14 protein-coding genes are annotated in these 17,055 nt (G+C 45.9%); 13 read left to right on the top strand and 1 reads right to left on the bottom strand.

Annotation, left to right across the window (positions count from 1 at the left end):
• Positions 1 to 12 precede the first annotated feature (12 nt).
• The 12 genes from kdgD to cls all read left to right on the top strand — a co-directional run bounded on the left by kdgD (position 13) and on the right by cls (position 14,574).
• On the top strand, positions 13 to 930 hold the full coding sequence (kdgD, locus tag ABMB67_RS10850; RefSeq protein WP_354572067.1) for a 5-dehydro-4-deoxyglucarate dehydratase: 918 nt from the start codon (positions 13 to 15) through the stop codon (positions 928 to 930).
• A 20-nt stretch (positions 931 to 950) separates the two neighbouring features.
• On the top strand, positions 951 to 2,045 hold the full coding sequence (locus ABMB67_RS10845) for an Ldh family oxidoreductase (RefSeq protein ID WP_354572066.1): 1,095 nt from the start codon (positions 951 to 953) through the stop codon (positions 2,043 to 2,045).
• A gap of 22 nt (positions 2,046 to 2,067) precedes the next feature.
• A complete protein-coding gene (locus ABMB67_RS10840; RefSeq protein ID WP_354572065.1) occupies positions 2,068 to 3,075 on the top strand; it encodes a Bug family tripartite tricarboxylate transporter substrate binding protein in 1,008 nt (335 codons plus the stop codon).
• 23 nt (positions 3,076 to 3,098) lie between these two features.
• Entirely contained in the window at positions 3,099 to 3,581 is a 483-nt protein-coding gene (locus tag ABMB67_RS10835) for a tripartite tricarboxylate transporter TctB family protein (RefSeq protein WP_354572064.1), read from the top strand.
• A gap of 55 nt (positions 3,582 to 3,636) precedes the next feature.
• The gene (locus ABMB67_RS10830) at positions 3,637 to 5,118 is read left to right on the top strand and encodes a tripartite tricarboxylate transporter permease (protein WP_251194702.1); all 1,482 of its coding nucleotides are present in this window, start codon (positions 3,637 to 3,639) and stop codon (positions 5,116 to 5,118) included.
• Positions 5,119 to 5,331: 213 nt separating this feature from the next.
• Entirely contained in the window at positions 5,332 to 5,601 is a 270-nt protein-coding gene (locus tag ABMB67_RS10825) for a CD3324 family protein (RefSeq protein WP_354572063.1), read from the top strand.
• 253 nt (positions 5,602 to 5,854) lie between these two features.
• Complete coding sequence (locus tag ABMB67_RS10820; RefSeq protein WP_354572062.1) at positions 5,855 to 7,636, top strand: methyl-accepting chemotaxis protein; 1,782 nt, start codon at positions 5,855 to 5,857, stop codon at positions 7,634 to 7,636.
• Between the two features lie 206 nt (positions 7,637 to 7,842).
• Positions 7,843 to 8,529: a response regulator transcription factor gene (locus tag ABMB67_RS10815; RefSeq protein WP_251223529.1), complete on the top strand. Its 687-nt coding sequence runs from the start codon at positions 7,843 to 7,845 to the stop codon at positions 8,527 to 8,529.
• Position 8,530: 1 nt separating this feature from the next.
• On the top strand, positions 8,531 to 9,526 hold the full coding sequence (locus ABMB67_RS10810) for a sensor histidine kinase (protein WP_354572061.1): 996 nt from the start codon (positions 8,531 to 8,533) through the stop codon (positions 9,524 to 9,526).
• 154 nt (positions 9,527 to 9,680) lie between these two features.
• On the top strand, positions 9,681 to 10,364 hold the full coding sequence (locus ABMB67_RS10805) for an ABC transporter ATP-binding protein (RefSeq protein WP_251223527.1): 684 nt from the start codon (positions 9,681 to 9,683) through the stop codon (positions 10,362 to 10,364).
• Positions 10,361 to 12,958, top strand: a complete 2,598-nt coding sequence (locus tag ABMB67_RS10800) for an ABC transporter permease (protein WP_251223526.1) — start codon at positions 10,361 to 10,363, stop codon at positions 12,956 to 12,958. Before ABMB67_RS10805 ends, ABMB67_RS10800 begins: the two co-directional genes overlap by 4 nt.
• Positions 12,959 to 13,122: 164 nt before the next feature.
• Positions 13,123 to 14,574 carry a cardiolipin synthase gene (gene cls, locus ABMB67_RS10795; RefSeq protein WP_354572060.1) on the top strand — a complete coding sequence of 484 codons (1,452 nt, stop codon included), beginning with the start codon at positions 13,123 to 13,125 and terminating at the stop codon, positions 14,572 to 14,574.
• 77 nt (positions 14,575 to 14,651) lie between these two features.
• Here cls and ABMB67_RS10790 read toward each other — a convergent pair whose 3' ends face one another.
• Positions 14,652 to 16,046, bottom strand: a complete 1,395-nt coding sequence (locus ABMB67_RS10790) for a sodium/glutamate symporter (protein WP_354572059.1) — start codon at positions 16,044 to 16,046, stop codon at positions 14,652 to 14,654.
• 220 nt (positions 16,047 to 16,266) lie between these two features.
• Here ABMB67_RS10790 and ABMB67_RS10785 point away from each other — a divergent pair, with 220 nt between their 5' ends.
• Positions 16,267 to 16,863 carry a nitroreductase family protein gene (locus tag ABMB67_RS10785; protein ID WP_354572058.1) on the top strand — a complete coding sequence of 199 codons (597 nt, stop codon included), beginning with the start codon at positions 16,267 to 16,269 and terminating at the stop codon, positions 16,861 to 16,863.
• Positions 16,864 to 17,055: the final 192 nt, after the last annotated feature.

The following is a 17,055-nucleotide window of genomic DNA, read 5'->3' as shown; positions in this document are numbered from 1 at the left end:
GAGAGAAAAGGAATGACCATCAAAAAAACAGATTTATCCGGGATTTTAGGCTTTCCAGTAGCCCCATTTAACAGCGATGGGAGCTTGAATGAGAAAGCATTTTCCGAAAATGTCGAGTTTTTAGTGAAGGCAGAGGTTTCAGCTGTTTTCATCGCCGGAGGGGCGGGGGAATATCAGTCACTTACTGAAAGGGAATATGAGCAAATGCTAGAGGTGGCCTTATCGATTACGAATCAAAAAGTTCCTCTTTATACAGGAGTAGGTGGCAATATTTCGACCTCTATTGAATTGGCTCAGCTTTCAGAACGGAAAGGAGCCGACGGTTATTTAATTCTGCCGCCTTATTTGATTCACGGGGAGCAGGAAGGGCTTTACCATTACTATAAATCGATAATAGAAAGTACAAGTTTAAATGCAGTTATTTATCAAAGAGATAATGCGGTTTTAAAGTTGAAAACACTTGAGCAGCTTATTTCTAATCATCCTCAACTGGTAGGGTTTAAGGATGGAATAGGTAATATGGAATTTAACATAGAGGCCATTCATTCAATAGGTAACCGGGTACAGTGGATTAATGGAATGCCGTTTGCTGAGATTACGATGCCAGCTTATTTTCATTTAGGGTATCAAGTTTATTCATCGGCGATTTCTAATTATATTCCCCACATTTCAAAATTTTTTTACGAAGCCCTTAAAGAGAATAATCAAGAGTTAATACATGATTTATATATAGACGTATTGTTGCCAATTAATCAAATCCGAAAAGAGAAAAAGGGATACGCTGTATCATTGATCAAGGCCGGGATGGAAATTATAGGGTTGCCGGTTGGGGAACTTGTAAGACCCCCTTTGGTCGCGGTGGAAAAAGAGCACTATCGTGAATTAGAGAAAGTTATCGCTAAGGCTCATTCTTTATATCCTGAAAAATGATGATAAGGTGGAGGGAACGGATGAAACGCTCAACAGACAGAAAAATCGTTATTCCTTACAAGAAATTAATAGAATTTTCAAATGAGATACTTTTGAATTTTGGAGTGCCTGAGAAGGAAACGAAGATTATTTCAAATTCCATCGTCCATGCCAATTTAATGGGGCATCACTCTCACGGTATAGCAAGATTAACTGATTATATTGTTCGAATTGAAAAAGGTCTCGCTAAAAAACATACAGAGCTGACTTATATAAAAAACGCACCCTCGGTAGCTCTGATCGATGCAAATAACGGATGGGGTCAAGTGGCAAGTGAGACGGCCGTGGAAGTGGCAGTTGAAAAAGCAAAAGAAGCGGGTTCGTCATGGGTGGGAGTGTATAACTCTAACCATTATGGGACCTCAGGTTATTGGACCTCTAAAATCAGTTCAAACGGGATGATAGGAATCTCGATGACTAACACCTCCCCGGTGATGGCACCATTTGGTTCAAGGGAGGCCTCGTTGGGGACCAACCCGATTTCAATAGCGATCCCTACAAAGTCAGGGAAGCCAGTGCTTTTAGATATGGCAACGAGTAACCAAGCAAGAGGGAAAATAACATTGGCAGCCAAGACAGGTCAAATAATTCCTGATGACTGGGCGATAACGAAGGATGGTAAAAGAACAACAGACCCACAGGAAGCTTTGGAAGGTAGCCTGTTACCTTTTGGTGGAGCCAAAGGCTCCGGTTTAGCTCTAATGGTGGATATTTTATCCGGGGTTTTAACCAATTCAGCGTTTGGAAGCGATATTTCACAATTTTATAATGGAGACAGCCCACAGAATCTCGGACATATTTTTGGGGCGATTAATATTGACGCGATGCTGTCATTGCCGGATTTCCTGGAGAGAATGGAAGAAAGGGAAAATCAAACTAGAAACAGCGCGCCGGCTTTAGGGTTTGAAAAAGTCTTCATGCCTGGGGACATCGAACATTCTAACTTCCAGCGGCAGGAAAGAGACGGAATTGAATTGGATGACAAGATTTTTGAAGAGCTGTTGGAAACAGCGCGCCGCCATGGCGTGAAGGAAAGTTTTTTTGACGAGATTTGGCTCAGTAGAGATAAACACTAGTCAGTTACAAAGAGAGGATAAAATGAAAACGCTTTACTATAAGAAAATTGGAGGAAAGAACATGCTAAAAAGACTAATACGGACTCTTTTTGTTGCAGGTGCAGCTTTTTCCCTAGCAGCCTGTGGTTCAGATGAAGCAACGAATGGAGGAGACAATTATCCACAAGAGAACATCGAGATCTATGTACCGTTTAATCCCGGCGGACCAACTGACAACTCTGCAAGAATTATGGCAGAGGAGATAAGTGAAATCTTGGGTGTGAATGTAACAATCATTAATCAAACTGGAGGAGGAGGCAGTACAGCAATGAACAGCGTTATCAGCTCCAACTCTCCTGGTTATCAACTGTTTTACGGCCACCAGGCTGTTTTTACCGGGATGGCAACAGGGCAGATAGAATATGAACTTTCTGATTTAACGCCTCTTACGACGTTTTCTTCTTCGACCCAGGCATTGGTCGTCAGCAGCGACAGTGGATGGGAAGATTTAAACGATCTTGTGGAAGATGCTAAGTCATACCCTGGAGAATATACGTTGGCGGCTGATTTTGGTGGAGCTACTCATTTTATGGGAGGAATGTTACTTCAAGCCGCGGACATCGATATTCAAATGCTTGAAGCTGGTTCAGAGGCCGAAAGAATGAGCGCCATTTTGGGTGGCCAGATAGATATGACATTTACGAGTGGAAGCAATGCGGCGGAATATCAGGCATCTGGCGACTTTACTGTTTTAGCCGTTTTCGCAGATGGGGGAGAGGAATTGTTACCAGATGTACCTTCGGCATCGGAACAAGGATTTGATATCGATTTCCCAATTACTCATGTATTGTACGGACCAGCAGGTTTAGATGAAAATATTGTTTCAGTGTGGGAAGAAGCTACTGAACAATTGACTCAAAAAGAAGAATATATTCAGTCCTTGGGTAACATTGGTCACCAACATGATTTTCGGACACAAGAAGAAACAATGGAATTTATTGATGAAAATTATCAATATATCGATAGTTTAAAGAGTGAACTAGGCTATTAATCTTGTGATAATAGGAGAGAATTATGTCAAAAAATGATCGCTATATTGGGTTAGGTATTATGGTTGTCGGTTTGTACATGCTATTACAGACGTTTTGGGTTAACTATACTCAGTTTCCGAATGAGCCAGGACCGGTGCTAATGCCAAGAGTAATAGGAGGAGGACTTATTTTATGTGGATTTGGCCTTCTCCTTTGGCCTTCTAAAAGAGGTCAGGAAACAGGGCCAGAAAATGAACAAGAAGAGCCGGAGTATATCCAAAAAGGCAGTAAAAAAAGAATGCTGTCCATTGTTGGAGCTTTTGTCGGCTATATTGCGCTATTAAATATTGTCGGTTTCGTTGTAAGTACATTAATTTTTCTAACATTTAGTATTTGGTTTTTAAACCCGGTTAAAAGCAGGAAATCATTCATAATAGCTGTCACAACATCAATAATCGTCACGCTTACGGTAAATTTCTCTTTCTCTATGCTATTAAATATCAGATTGCCAAACGGAATGTTCTAATCAATATTGAGAAAATAGGGACTTTAAGCTTGTTTTATAAGGAGGTGCTTTTAGGTTGGATCTTTTCTTATCAACTTTAATGGAAAGCATGTTATCCGGTGCGATTTTCTTTCTCTTAGTTGGAGTGTTCATTGGGATTATTGTCGGCTCAATACCTGGGTTAAATGCAACGATGGCTGTGGCGATTTTAGTTCCAGTTACATTTGGATTTGATTCCGTTTCGGCGATACTTTTACTTGTTGGTGTATATGTCGGTGGTATATCTGGTGGCCTAGTAGCATCAACGCTATTAGGCATTCCCGGAACTCCTTCATCTGTGGCCACCACTTTCGATGCGTATCCAATGACAAAAAATGGTGAACCTGTACGTGCATTAGGCATCGGAATCATCGCAACCTTAGTTGGAGGATTAATTGGGGGAGTGTTTTTAATTACATCCTCGGTAACGATTTCCCAATTTGCTGTTCGATTAGGGCCGCCCCAATTTTTTTCCTTAGTCTTTTTTGCGATCCTGTTAATCTCTGTGCTATCCCGCGGAAATATGATTAAGGGGTTTACTTCGGGATTGCTTGGAGTTGCCATAGCCTTAGTAGGTTTTTCTCCTATTGATGGTTCCGCTAGATTAACCTTTGGGATTAGCCAATTAAATTCGGGTGTTAGCTTAGTCGCTGTAATTATGGGGCTGTTTGCCATCTCCCAAATTCTATCTGATATTGAAAAAGGTGATCTTAAAACAAAGACCTCGCTCAAAATCAAAGGGATAGGGATCTCGATATCAGAAACTTTCGCAAATATGTGGAATATGATTAGATCATCACTAATAGGAGTGGGTTTCGGCGTTTTGCCGGGATTAGGAGCCGGAGCTTCGAACCTTGTAGCTTACGCTCAAGCAAAACAGACATCTAAAAACAAAAAGAATTTTGGTAAAGGGGCACCAGAAGGAATATACGCCTCTGAATCATCCAATAATGCCGCATTAGGAGGGGCCTTGATACCACTACTATCCTTGGGAATACCCGGAGATACAGTCACCGCTATTCTATTAGGAGGATTTATGATTCATGGAATTCAGCCGGGACCGATGCTTTTTACGTCAAACCCAGATATTGTATATGTGGTGTTTATCGGTTTCTTTTTGTCGATCATTGCCGTATTTGCTCTGCAGTTACTTGGAATGAGGCTATTCCCCAAAATTCTAATGATTCCTAATCATTATTTGTTTAGTATTATTTTAATGCTTACGGTTGTAGGTGTATACGCAGATAATTATCTCATTTTTGATGTATGGTTGATGGTTTTGTTAGGAGTGGTAGGGCTCATTCTTATGAAAAACAACTTTCCGTTCGCTCCATTAATACTAGGCTTCGTTTTGGGGCCTATTGGAGAGGATTACTTGAGAAGAGGATTGATGCAGTACGGAAACATATTTACGATGCTAAATGATCCAATTTCTATTATTTTGGTTTCTACTGCACTAATTGTCTTCTTTTATAGTTTATATTCGGAAGTAAAAAACATGAGAAGTGCAACAAACTAATGACCACATGTATAATAAAGCAGACGACACAAAGCAGGGGAGGGTTTCGGATGGCAAATTCTTTTTTGCCTACGTCTTCAGCTACTCATGCAAAGCCTTTGATGAATGGGCGATCCTTTGCATGGGGCGAAATGATCGTATAGGAGATCGCCGTTTTGATAGAGGCTTTGCACCTTATTTATTTTGCAACTATGAATAAGGAGCTGGCTCTATATGAAGTATGTGAAAGCAAGTCATGTTTTACCAGAAAAACTGATAAAGGAAATTCAAAAATACGTCCAAGGTGATATGATTTACATTCCGAAGCCTGCAGCCAGTCGCGAACGGTGGGGCAGTCAGTCTGGGGAAAGAAAGCGGATTGATCGCCGCAATGACGCGATCAGACAAAGCTATGCTGACGGGGTGACCGTCGATGAATTGGCGGCGCGGCACTGTCTTTCAGTGGATACAATTAAAAAAATTATTTACTCAAAGCGCTCATGAGAAAAAATAAGGAAGTCGATTTGCCAAAGCTTAAGACGAAAATGGGAAAAGTCAACCTGCTGTCTTAGGCTTTTTTTCATTATTGTATGAAAGTGATTGAGGCGTCTGATAGCGTGTGTCAGAAAGAGTGAAAAAGTAAGCGTTTTATTATTATTAGATAATGAAAAATTGTCGAAATGGTTAAAAAATAGTGGTAAAATGTTCCTGATTCATTTTATTGGTAGCATATATTTTGAAGAGGGGACAATGAAAAATGATAAAAGGAAAATCAATAAAGTTCAAATTAAACTTTTTTATGATTGTTTTACTCGTTATTCCATTAGTATTTGTCGCGCTGTTTTTATATCAGAAAACCGCTATCCTTGAAAAAGCAATAATCCAGAAAGAAGACTTGGAAAGTATGTCGTCGACAATCGAAGCGATTTTTCGCGATTATGAAGAAGAATTGAAGCGCATCGCAGAATTGCCGGAAGTACAATATGAAGCAGTCGAGGCCTCGGGCGCCGCAAATTATCAGAATATGCCGGCAGCGAACGAACCGGCGCTGACGGCTTTTTATGAAGAGTATTTGCAGGAGCTTTCCCAGGGTGACGATTATTTAATCAACCTTTACATCGGAACGAATACAGGGGCGCTTTATTTAGATCATATTCCGCCGGCAGAAGTCGATCTGACAAGCTATGACCCGCGGACGACGGCTTGGTACACGCAGGCTGAAGCGGCCCGGGGCGAGGTGATTTGGACAGAGCCGTATTTTGATACCGCCACCGGAAAGTCGACGATTACCCTGGCGATGACGGTCGAAAGTGAGCAGGGCACGGTGATCGGGGTGGTCGGCATGGATTTTGAAATGTCGAAGCTGGCAACGGAATTGCGCCACGAGATTCTTGGAGCGACGATGTTGACGGCTGTTGTTTCCGTCATCCTCGGTCTTGTTTGTGTGTTATTGTTCGTCAAAGGCCTCGTTAAAAACGTACAGATCATGAATGAGGAAATGAACAGGGTCGCTGAGGGAGATCTGTCGACTGAGCCGATTGTTTTGAAAACGAAAGATGAATTTAACGGACTGGCGCAGTCTGTGAACGCAATGAAAGATAGCCTCCATCATATTGTCCGTGAGATGGCGGACGCATCCAGACATGTGACAGAGCAAAGCCAGGAGTTAACCGGGGCGGCGAACGAGGTGAAGGAAGGCAGTGAGCAGATTGCAGCGACGATGCAGCAATTATCCTCAGGAACCGAAACACAGGCGAATCGCGCTGCTGATTTGGCTGAATTCATGGAGCGGTTTACAAGTGAGATCGAACACGCTTATCAGAACGGGGAAGAGGTCGCCCGCGTTTCCAAAGGAATGCTGGCGGTGACGGAAGAAGGCAGCCAGTTAATGACGGCATCAGTCACACAGATGAACAATATCAATCAGATCGTGCACGATGCGGTTGAAAAAGTAAGAGGACTGGATCAACAGTCACAGGAGATTTCAGCATTGGTTAACGTGATCCGGGAAGTCGCTGAACGGACAAATTTGCTGGCATTAAATGCGGCGATTGAAGCGGCGCGGGCCGGCGAGCATGGGAAAGGATTCGCTGTTGTTGCGGACGAGGTTCGCAAGCTGTCGGAGCAGGTGAATGATTCGGTCGGGGATATTACGGATATTGTGACAAAGATTCAAAGCGAATCGAATGATGTCGCCGTCTCGCTGGAGGACGGTTATAAAGTGGTTGATGAAGGCTCTCATCAAATCGCGGTGACGGGTGAGACGTTTAAGCAGATCAATCAGTCGGTGAACGAAATCGTCAGCAAAATTGCGGCGATTTCCAACAATCTTAAAGATATTTCGCGTGATAACGAGGAAATGGTTGGTGCGGTCGATGATATCGCCTCGGTTTCTGAAGAGCTGGCTGCCGGGGTAGAGCAGGCGGCCGAATCAGCAGAGCAATCGAGCGATTCCATTGAAGAGGTGTCAAGTCGCGCGGCTGAACTGGCGCAGCTCGCGGAACAATTAAAGGAAAGAATTGACCATTTTAAGCTGTGATGTTTTCTTGGCGCCTGCATCGATGGGCATCGTTCCTCCCGATAGAAAAGAACGGATCACCTGTCTTTATTTGATCCCACTAGAAAAGCGGCGGGATGGTCGAAGAGCAAAACCCCGACTACGAAACAAAAAAGCCGATCGACTTTGGCGACAGCCTGTGTAGGGTATAATGAATTATACCCTACTATTTTTTTGGAGGAGAGAAGATGGCGATTTTACTTGTGGAGGATGATAAAACGATCGCGGCCGGGCTGGAGTATTCGTTGCAGCAGGATCAGTTTACGACGATTTTATGCTATGATGCCGAGTCGGCGAAGCATGTGCTCGCCAACGAGCTTCATCATATTCAATTATGCTTGTTCGATTTATCCCTTCCTGATGGCAGCGGATATGAACTGTGCCAGCTTGTGAAGGAGCAGAGCGATATTCCGGTCATTTTTTTAACGGCGATGGACGAGGAAGTGAATGTCGTGATGGGGCTTGATATGGGAGCGGATGATTATATTACGAAGCCGTTTCGCGTACGCGAGCTTTTATCGCGGATTAAATCGGTTCTCCGCCGTTATCAGAAGCAGGTACCTCAGGCAAGGTCGGTGATTGAGCTTGGCGATGTCCGGATTCACACGCTTGAAGGAAAGGTGTACAAGCGGGGAACGGAAGTGCTGCTGACGGCGCTGGAATATCGCCTGCTGATGATCTTTGCCAATCATATTGGCCACGTTCTTTCCCGACAGCAGCTGCTGGAGCAGATTTGGGATGTGGCTGGTGATTTCGTCAATGATAATACATTAACGGTTTACATTAAGCGCCTGCGCGAAAAGCTTGAGGATGATCCGCAGCAGCCGCACTTAATAAAGACCGTGCGCGGTCTCGGCTATAAGGTCGGTGAGTAAGATGTTCAGAAATCGCGAGTTCCGCTATTTTGTTTTGTTTCAAGTCGTCTTCAGCACCATTGCCGTTGGCGTGGTGAGCTTTTTTTCAGCAATTGCGGCAAGTGTAGTGGCCGTTGCCGCTTTGCTGCTGTGCGTCAGCAATCTTGTGTATGCGCGCTGGCGCTATCGGGAGATGGGAAAGCTTTCACGCTATTTGCGGCAGATCACGGCGGGCGATTACGCGCTCGATGTCCGCGATAATGAAGAGGGAGAGCTGAGCCTGCTGAAAAACGAAATATATAAAGTGACACAAATGCTGTCAGAGCAAGGAAACAGTCTGGCCCGTGATAAAAGCAAACTGACCGATGCGATCTCGGATATTTCTCATCAATTAAAAACACCGTTAACGTCGATGATGGTCATGTCTGACTTGCTCAGCGACGCCGAGCTCTCGACTGAAAAACGGGCGGAATTTACAAATAATATCCGCATTCAGCTTGAACGGATTGAATGGCTCGTTTCATCCTTATTAAAACTGTCGAAAATCGATGCCGGCACGATTCACTTTAAAAAAGAGCCGATTGCGATGGAGGAATTGATAAGCAGGGCGGTTGAACCGCTGTTAATTCCGATGGATATTAAGGAACAGCGTCTAAGGCTTGCTGGTGACGGAGCAGTTTCAATCGGTGTTGACGCGAACTGGACGGTCGAAGCGTTGATTAATATTTTGAAAAATGGGGTGGAGCATACAGGAGAGGGAGGAGAGATTGCCGTGTCCTTTTCCGACAATGCGCTCTACAGTGAAATCATCATCGCCGATAATGGCAAAGGGATTGCCAAGGATGACCTTCCGTATATTTTCAAACGGTTTTATAAAGGAAAAAATGCCAGCGAAGGCAGCATCGGCATTGGACTGGCGATGGCACACAGCATTATCACAAGTCAAAACGGCGATATTGAAGTGACGAGCGAACCTGGAAAAGGGACGACTTTCATGCTGAAATTTTATAAGCATTAATAACCAGCAAATTTTTTGAATGAATCGACTGCCCCCTCGCTTAAAAGCAGGTCGCCGGCAGCGAGGTGACGAAATTGTCACTTTGGCAGTCACTTCACAGTCATATGAGGCCGCTATACTTAGAACCATCTAAGAAACAGGTGGAGGTCTATTAATGGAAATCTTAAAAATCGAAAATCTTTCGAAAGTGTATGGAAAAGGGGAAACGGCTGTCAAAGCGCTCGATAATGTTTCATTTTCTGTCCAAAAAGGTGAGTTTGTCGCGATTATCGGTCCGTCAGGCTCGGGGAAATCAACGCTTCTGCATTTGCTCGGGGGCGTCGACCGGCCGACAAGCGGGAAAGTGCTCGTTGATAACACGGATATGTACCAATTGAATGAAACGCAGCTGGCGATTTTCAGACGGCGACAAATCGGCCTGATTTATCAGTTTTACAATTTGATCCCGATTTTAACGGTGGAAGAGAATATTACGCTGCCGCTTTTGCTTGATGATCATAAGGTTGATCAGAAGCAATTCGACGATATCGTTGGCATTTTGAAGCTGAAGGAGCGTTTGCAGCATTTGCCGAATCAGCTGTCGGGCGGGCAGCAGCAGCGTGTGTCAATCGGACGGGCGTTAATCAGCAACCCGGCGATTATGCTTGCAGATGAGCCGACGGGAAATTTAGACAGCAAGAACAGCCGCGAAATCATTGACCTGTTAAAAATGTTTAACAAAACATACAACCAGACGCTTGTCGTGATTACGCATGATGACCGGATTGCCCTTCAGGCTGACCGGATCATTTCCATCGAAGACGGGAAGGTCGCCAAGGATGAGGTGATCCGTCCATGAACATCGTCAATAAGGTGACCTTTCGTCATTTAAAGCAAAATAAAAGGCGGACCCTTGTCACGATTATCGGAACGATTATTTCCGTCGCGATGGTGACCGCGGTCGCCACACTCGGCATGTCCTTTATGGATTTGTTTCAGCGCGAGACGATGGACAGGAATGGCGAGTGGCATGTTGCTTATCATGAAGTGGACAAAGCACAGCTGGAAGTGATTAAAGCCGAGGACAACACGGAGGCAGTGTCTCTTTCAAGAGACAGGGGTTATGCCTGGCTTGAAGGAAGTCCGGCAAATCGCTATAAACCATATTTGTTCGTCAAGGACTTGGATGAAGAAGGCTTTGAGCGATTCTCGGTCAACGTGAAGGAGGGTCGTCTCCCGCAGACTGAAAATGAAATCGTCATTTCTGAGGAAATCGCGAAAAACGCGCAAGTATCGTATCAAATTGGAGATGAGCTGACACTTGAGATCGGGGAGCGCTTTGCGGAAGGGCAGGCAAGCGAGCAGCTACTTAGTCAAACAACCTCTCTCGTGATGAATGAAGAAGGAGAAAATGTCGAGACATTAATCAATCAGGAGGAACGAAGCTATACGATCGTCGGCGTGATTGAAAGCCCACATTGGGAACCGTCATGGTCTCCGGGCTATACCGTTATTTCCTACGTCGATCCGGCAAGCGTGACGGAAGCGGATCCTGTTGATGCGTCGGTCGTTCTTGCTGACGTGAGCAATGCTTTATTTGCTGAGGCGGAGGCGTTGGCACAGGCGCATAACATTAGCAATGTCAGCTATCATAGCGAGTTATTGCGCTATTATGGCGTCACGGACCAGGACAACCTGCATCGCACCCTTTATTCGTTGCTCGGCATCATCATTGCCGTCATTGTCATCGGCTCGGTCGCGTTAATTTTTAATGCTTTCGCGATTTCTGTGTCCGAGCGTTCCCGCCATTTAGGAATGCTCTCGAGCGTCGGAGCGACAAAGCGGCAAAAGCGGAACTCGGTTTTCTTTGAAGGATTTTTAATCGGTCTTGTCAGCATCCCGCTCGGGCTTCTGGCCGGTGTCGTGGGAATTGGCATCACCTTCTTCTTTATTAACGGGGTTTTGCAGGAGGCGCTTTATCTTGGCAACGGCTTGCGCCTTGTCGTCACGCCGGGCTCTTTGTTGACAGCGGCAGGGATTTCGGTCGCGACGATTTTTATTTCGACCTATATTCCGGCACTAAGGGCTTCCCGCATTTCGGCGATTGATGCGATTCGTCAAAGTCAGGACGTCAAGCTGAGCGGCAAAGCGGTCAAAACATCATTTCTGATCCGTAACGTGTTCGGAGTGGAAGCGGATATCGGTCTGAAAAATTTAAAGCGCCATAAACGCAGGTACCAAGTAACGGTGTTTTCCCTTGTGATTAGCATTGTTTTATTTTTGACGGTGGCGTTTTTTACGGACAGCTTAGTGAAATCAGTGGACATGTCCCAGGATGGAGTGGATTTTGATATTCGCGTCCAGCAAACGCAGGAGACCGAGGAATCCCGGCAGCTGTTGGATGAAATCCCTTCACTTGGAGATGTGACGAACTACACCCTTGGGAAAGAAATTTATCTGTCAGCAATGGTGGATGAAACGAAAATCGCGGAGGAGCTAAAGCAAATTCCCGATCAGCTTGAGGAGGGCGAGTATCGTTATGCGATGAATGTTATTGCCCTGGATGAGCCGAGCCTGACTGCTTATGCCGAGCAGGTCGGAATCGATCCGGAACAGTTAATGGAAGAGGGCAACCTGAAAGCGATCGCTGTCGATACGATCTCTTACACTGACTACGATGAGGGAAAGTTTGTCGAAACGAAAGCAATTCAGACCGCGGTTGGCGAGACATTCGATTTATTTTATGAAGAGTGGATTGGCGATCAGGCTGAAAAAATCGATGCTATTTCTGTGGAAGTGCTGGCGCTGACCGACGAGCAGCCGATGGGGGCAGTGATGAATGGACTCGGCAGCTTGAATATCGTCGTATCCGAGCAGGTGTTTGACGGACTGACCGACGAGTTTACCAATATGCCGATGACGACGACTCTGCATCTGCAAACAAGTGATCCGGCGACGACCCAGGAGGAGATCGATGAACTTGGGGGATCCTCGTTCTACGTCTACAACGTCCACCAGATGAGGCAGCAGGAGCAGCAGATGGTGCTGATCATGAGAGTGTTCACCTACGGCTTTATTACGCTGATCACGCTAATCTCCGTTGCGAATATTTTCAATACGATTTCGACGAGCATTGCCTTGCGCAAGCGGGAATTCGCGATGCTGAAATCAATTGGCATGACGCCGAAGTCCTTTAATAAAATGATCAATTATGAAAGTATTTTCTACGGAGTGAAGGCGCTGTTGTACGGGTTGCCGCTCAGCATTCTTGTGATGTATCTGATTCACCGCTCCGTGAATCATACGTTTGCGTACGATTTCAGCCTGCCATGGCTCAGTATGCTCTATGTTGTGATTGCGGTTTTCGCGATTGTCGGGGCGGCGATGCTCTATTCCATTGCAAAAATTAGGAAAGAAAATATTATTGATACTTTGAAGCAGGAAAATATATAAGCATACGAGGCTGGCCGATTAGGGTACATTATCCTTATCGGCCAGCCTTCTTTTGATTTCGTCCACTGTTTGTATGACCCGTGGTATAATCAGTCTGTATGTCGAATCGTGACAATGAATGGTGCGCGAAAAGAAGTGGCGATGATGGAAGGTAGGGAGAAACGATGGAGTTATTTATGATGATGATGGGGATCATTCTTTTTATTGTCAATTTACTTTTTGCGGTCGTCATCATCTTTATTGAACGAAAGGATGCGGGGGCGACGTGGGCCTGGCTGATGATCTTGATGTTCATCCCATTTCTCGGTTTTATTGTGTATCTGTTTCTCGGGCAGAACTTAACGAGGAGAAGAATGTTTGACTGGGAGGATATGCAAAAAATCGGAATTGAAGATGCGATCGCCAGCCAGATGCAGCAAATGCGGGATTCAACTATTTCATTTGATGAGCCGGAAATGGAACGGTACCGCGACTTGATTTATATGCATTTAATTAATAATGATGCCCTGCTGACCGAAAAAAACGAGGTCGATATCCTCGTCGACGGGGAAGAGAAATTCCAGACGCTGTTAGCGGACATTGAAAGCGCAGAGCACTTTATTCATTTACAATATTATATTTTTAGAAATGATCAGTTAGGGAAACGAATTATTCGCGCTCTTGAAAAAAAGGCGAAGGAAGGGGTCAAAGTCCGGGTATTGTATGATGATCTGGGCTCGCGAAAACTAAGAAGAAAGAATTTCGCGGAGGTCGTCGCCCATGGCGGGGAGGTTGGTGTGTTCTTTCCATCCCGTCTGGCGTTGATCAACTTCCGGATGAATTACCGCAATCACCGGAAGCTGGTCAATATCGACGGCCAGATCGGCTATATTGGCGGGTTTAATGTCGGTAATGAATACCTTGGCCTAAAAAAGAAATTCGGTTACTGGCGCGATACGCATCTTAGGATCAAAGGACCGGCTGTCGACGCGATCCAAACGAGATTTATCCTCGACTGGAATCAGGCATCAAAGCAGCATTTGATTCATTATGACCCAAGCTACTTCCCGGAGAAACGGACAAACGGCAGGGCGATGATTCAGATTGTATCAAGTGGTCCGGATGCCGAATGGGAACAGGTCAAAAACGGGTACATCAAAATGATCATGTCGGCGAAGCGCTCGATTTATATTCAAACGCCATATTTCATTCCTGATCAAAGCTTACTGGATGCGTTGCGGATTGCCTGCTTATCAGGCAAAGAGGTTCACTTGATGATTCCAAACCGTCCCGATCATCCTTTTGTTTATTGGGCGACGCTTTCCCATGTCGGTGAGTTATTGAAGGTCGGAGCGAAGGTCTATATTTATGAAAAAGGCTTCATCCACGCGAAAATGATCGTCATCGACAGCGAAGTCAGCTCGGTCGGGACAGCTAATATCGATATGCGGAGCTTCAAGCTGAACTTTGAAGTAAATGCGTTTATTTACGATATCGAAGTCGCCCAGAAGCTCGTCGGCTATTTTGAGAAGGATGTCAGCGTCTCAACTGAACTGACTCAGCTCAAATATAATGAGCGCTCCAAGGTGATCCGCTTTAAGGAATCAATTTCCCGGCTGCTTTCGCCGATTTTGTAAGTGAGCCGGGCGCCGCCAAAGGAAGTCTGTTTCTTGCAGGCTCCTTGCAGCGACTCGGCTCATTGCGGGACATGGCTCTATTCCATCTTCCTGAAGTGAAACAGACCGAGGGCGAGCCAGCCGGCCATGATGACGGCGGCGAAGCAGAGGAAGGCGACGGGTCCAAAGGCGACGATTAACGGCACGGACGCAGCGGTGACGATTCCACCGCCGACGAAAATATCAAGCAGCAGCTGTTTGTAGCTGAATCCTTCCTTTGCCGGCGTTTCGTCATGGGCGTCGGCCAGCTTGATCAGCAATAGCCCGGCCGCGCTCATCCCCATCGCCTGACCAAGATCGCCAATCGCCCGTTCAAACCAGTAATCCGGCATGATGCGAGGCGCAATAAACAGAAAGGCGACGACGTTCCAGGCGATTGCCGCTACTGACATGATGAGAAAAGGCAGCAGGTAGTCGCTTAAAACGGAAAGGGACAATGTCGCGATCGCCGCGACAATTAACAGATCAAGAGCTAGTCCCTGAATGCGATTAATCAGACCGCGGTCGAGAATACTGCGCTTTACAACCTTGCTTACGATCAGCTGAACAATGACCGCCCCGACCATAGCCAATGGAAAGAGGGGAAGATGAACAAGCAGTTCAATCGTGTCTCCCCAGAGCATCTCTTCGACGAAAATCAGTCCTTGCAGAATGACGTAACCGACCGCGATTGCAATGCCGATGTAGGCGAAGTGAACGGTAAATGATTCAATGACTTCCGGACGGGTAGTCTGATGGCCGGCAGGAGCGTCCTCCTGGTTCTCCTGCTTGATCAGGCCCCTTCTCTGCTCGGTTGAAATGTCATCAGGACTTTGCAAGACTTCTGTTTTGCCGTTGCGCGCCCCCCAATTCAGCAAAATCATCCCGAGGACGACTCCTGACAGCACCCCGATTGTCGCTAAGCCGACAGCGAGGTCCCTGCCCTCCTCAAAGCCGACCGCAGAAAATGTGCCGGATAGGCCGGCAGCGGTTCCGTGCCCGCCGACAAAGCTGATCTCCAGCAGCGCGCCAACAGCTGGATTCATCCCGAGCAAAGGAATGAAAAGCAGCAGGGCCAGCAGCGAGCCGACGACATACTGCCCCCATGAGAGAATGTGGGCGAACGTAACTTGCGGGCCGGAAATCCGCCATATTTTTTTTAGCGAAGGAATCGTTTTGCCGATGAACAAGGAAGCAAAAATAACGCTGATCAAAAGCTCGGGCAGCGTTTCCCAAACGGAAATCATCGCTTCCGGAAACAGGCCGCCTTCGTCAAACAGATGAAAGAAACGGCCGAGCACTTCCGGACCGAGTAGTAAGCCGAGCAGACCGGCGATGATCGAGCTCGGGATAAAAATTGTCTGCAAAAACGGCGTGAACACACGTATCCATTTGCCGATGATCAACAAGATACCTAGAATAATAAAGCTGAATCCGACGACTTCTGGTGACATAAGGGCATTTGTCCTCCTCTTTGCGTATTACTACACTGATAACCATGAGAAGACGAGTTAAAACCTCGACAATGAAAGTCTAAAGGGAGCAGGAGTAAGAGCGGCGGCTCTGGATGGCTCAAGTAGTACTAATTGCATTTCCGGCTTTCTTATGGTCTAATTTAACTATCTACTTTTTATACATTTTAGTTTAAAAAGTAAATGCAGGAGGTGCATCACGATGGACGTATTGGAAGCAATTCGCTCCCGCAGAAGTATCGGACTTGTGAAGGAAAACCCACTCGAAAAGGAAACGATCGAGAAAATTATTGAAGCTGGAACGTGGGCTCCGAGCCATTACCGGACAGAGCCGTGGCATTTTTTCGTCATCGAGGGGGAAGCAAGAAAAGCACTTGGGAACGCACTTGTTGAGATCGCTAAGGAAGAAATGGACGATCCAACGAGCGAAACAAATCAGAAAAAACTAGAGAAGGTCGCCGAAAAGCCATTTCGTGCACCTGTGATCATCGCCGTTGCGATCCGTCCGAGCGACAATCCGAAGGCGCTGAAGCTGGAGGAGGCAGGCGCCGTCTACGCGGCGATTCAAAATATGCTGCTTGCCGCGCATGGACTTGGCGTAGCCGGTTATTGGCGCACCGGGGCTCCGGCGTATCACCCGACGATGAAAAAGCTGTTTGGCCTGGGCGATCATGAAGAAATTGCCGGCTTTCTCTATTTTGGCTATCCAAAGCGGGAGCCGCATGAAGGAAAACGCCGTCCGCTCACTGAAGTGACGACTTGGCTGACAGAAGAGAATGAGTTTGAAACATTGATATAACGCTTTTCGTTACCTGGCGAGAGGCTGGAACAAAAGGTTGTTTTTTTACCTTTTGCCCAGCCCCTAAGCTAGTTTTGTCTCAAGCTCTCGTTGCCGTTTTCAGCTAAAATGAACACATTACATAAATTTTTTTTTCGGAAAAACGAACGAAATCGACCGGATCTGACCAATATGAAGTGAAAAAAGAAAAAG

This window comes from Halalkalibacter oceani (assembly GCF_040544555.1).
Taxonomy (GTDB): Bacteria; Bacillota; Bacilli; order Bacillales; family Bacillaceae_D; genus Halalkalibacter; species Halalkalibacter oceani.
This window is presented reverse-complemented; position numbering and strand designations above follow the sequence as displayed.

Bases quoted from the DNA above. Each gene is read 5' to 3' on its own strand.
- kdgD (WP_354572067.1), top strand. From the start codon at position 13: ATGACCATCAAAAAAACAGATTTATCCGGGATTTTAGGCTTTCCAGTA.
- ABMB67_RS10845 (WP_354572066.1), top strand. From the start codon at position 951: ATGAAACGCTCAACAGACAGAAAAATCGTTATTCCTTACAAGAAATTA.
- ABMB67_RS10840 (WP_354572065.1), top strand. From the start codon at position 2,068: ATGAAAACGCTTTACTATAAGAAAATTGGAGGAAAGAACATGCTAAAA.
- ABMB67_RS10835 (WP_354572064.1), top strand. From the start codon at position 3,099: ATGTCAAAAAATGATCGCTATATTGGGTTAGGTATTATGGTTGTCGGT.
- ABMB67_RS10825 (WP_354572063.1), top strand. From the start codon at position 5,332: ATGAAGTATGTGAAAGCAAGTCATGTTTTACCAGAAAAACTGATAAAG.
- ABMB67_RS10820 (WP_354572062.1), top strand. From the start codon at position 5,855: ATGATAAAAGGAAAATCAATAAAGTTCAAATTAAACTTTTTTATGATT.
- ABMB67_RS10815 (WP_251223529.1), top strand. From the start codon at position 7,843: ATGGCGATTTTACTTGTGGAGGATGATAAAACGATCGCGGCCGGGCTG.
- ABMB67_RS10810 (WP_354572061.1), top strand. From the start codon at position 8,531: ATGTTCAGAAATCGCGAGTTCCGCTATTTTGTTTTGTTTCAAGTCGTC.
- ABMB67_RS10805 (WP_251223527.1), top strand. From the start codon at position 9,681: ATGGAAATCTTAAAAATCGAAAATCTTTCGAAAGTGTATGGAAAAGGG.
- ABMB67_RS10800 (WP_251223526.1), top strand. From the start codon at position 10,361: ATGAACATCGTCAATAAGGTGACCTTTCGTCATTTAAAGCAAAATAAA.
- cls (WP_354572060.1), top strand. From the start codon at position 13,123: ATGGAGTTATTTATGATGATGATGGGGATCATTCTTTTTATTGTCAAT.
- ABMB67_RS10790 (WP_354572059.1), bottom strand. From the start codon at position 16,046: ATGTCACCAGAAGTCGTCGGATTCAGCTTTATTATTCTAGGTATCTTG.
- ABMB67_RS10785 (WP_354572058.1), top strand. From the start codon at position 16,267: ATGGACGTATTGGAAGCAATTCGCTCCCGCAGAAGTATCGGACTTGTG.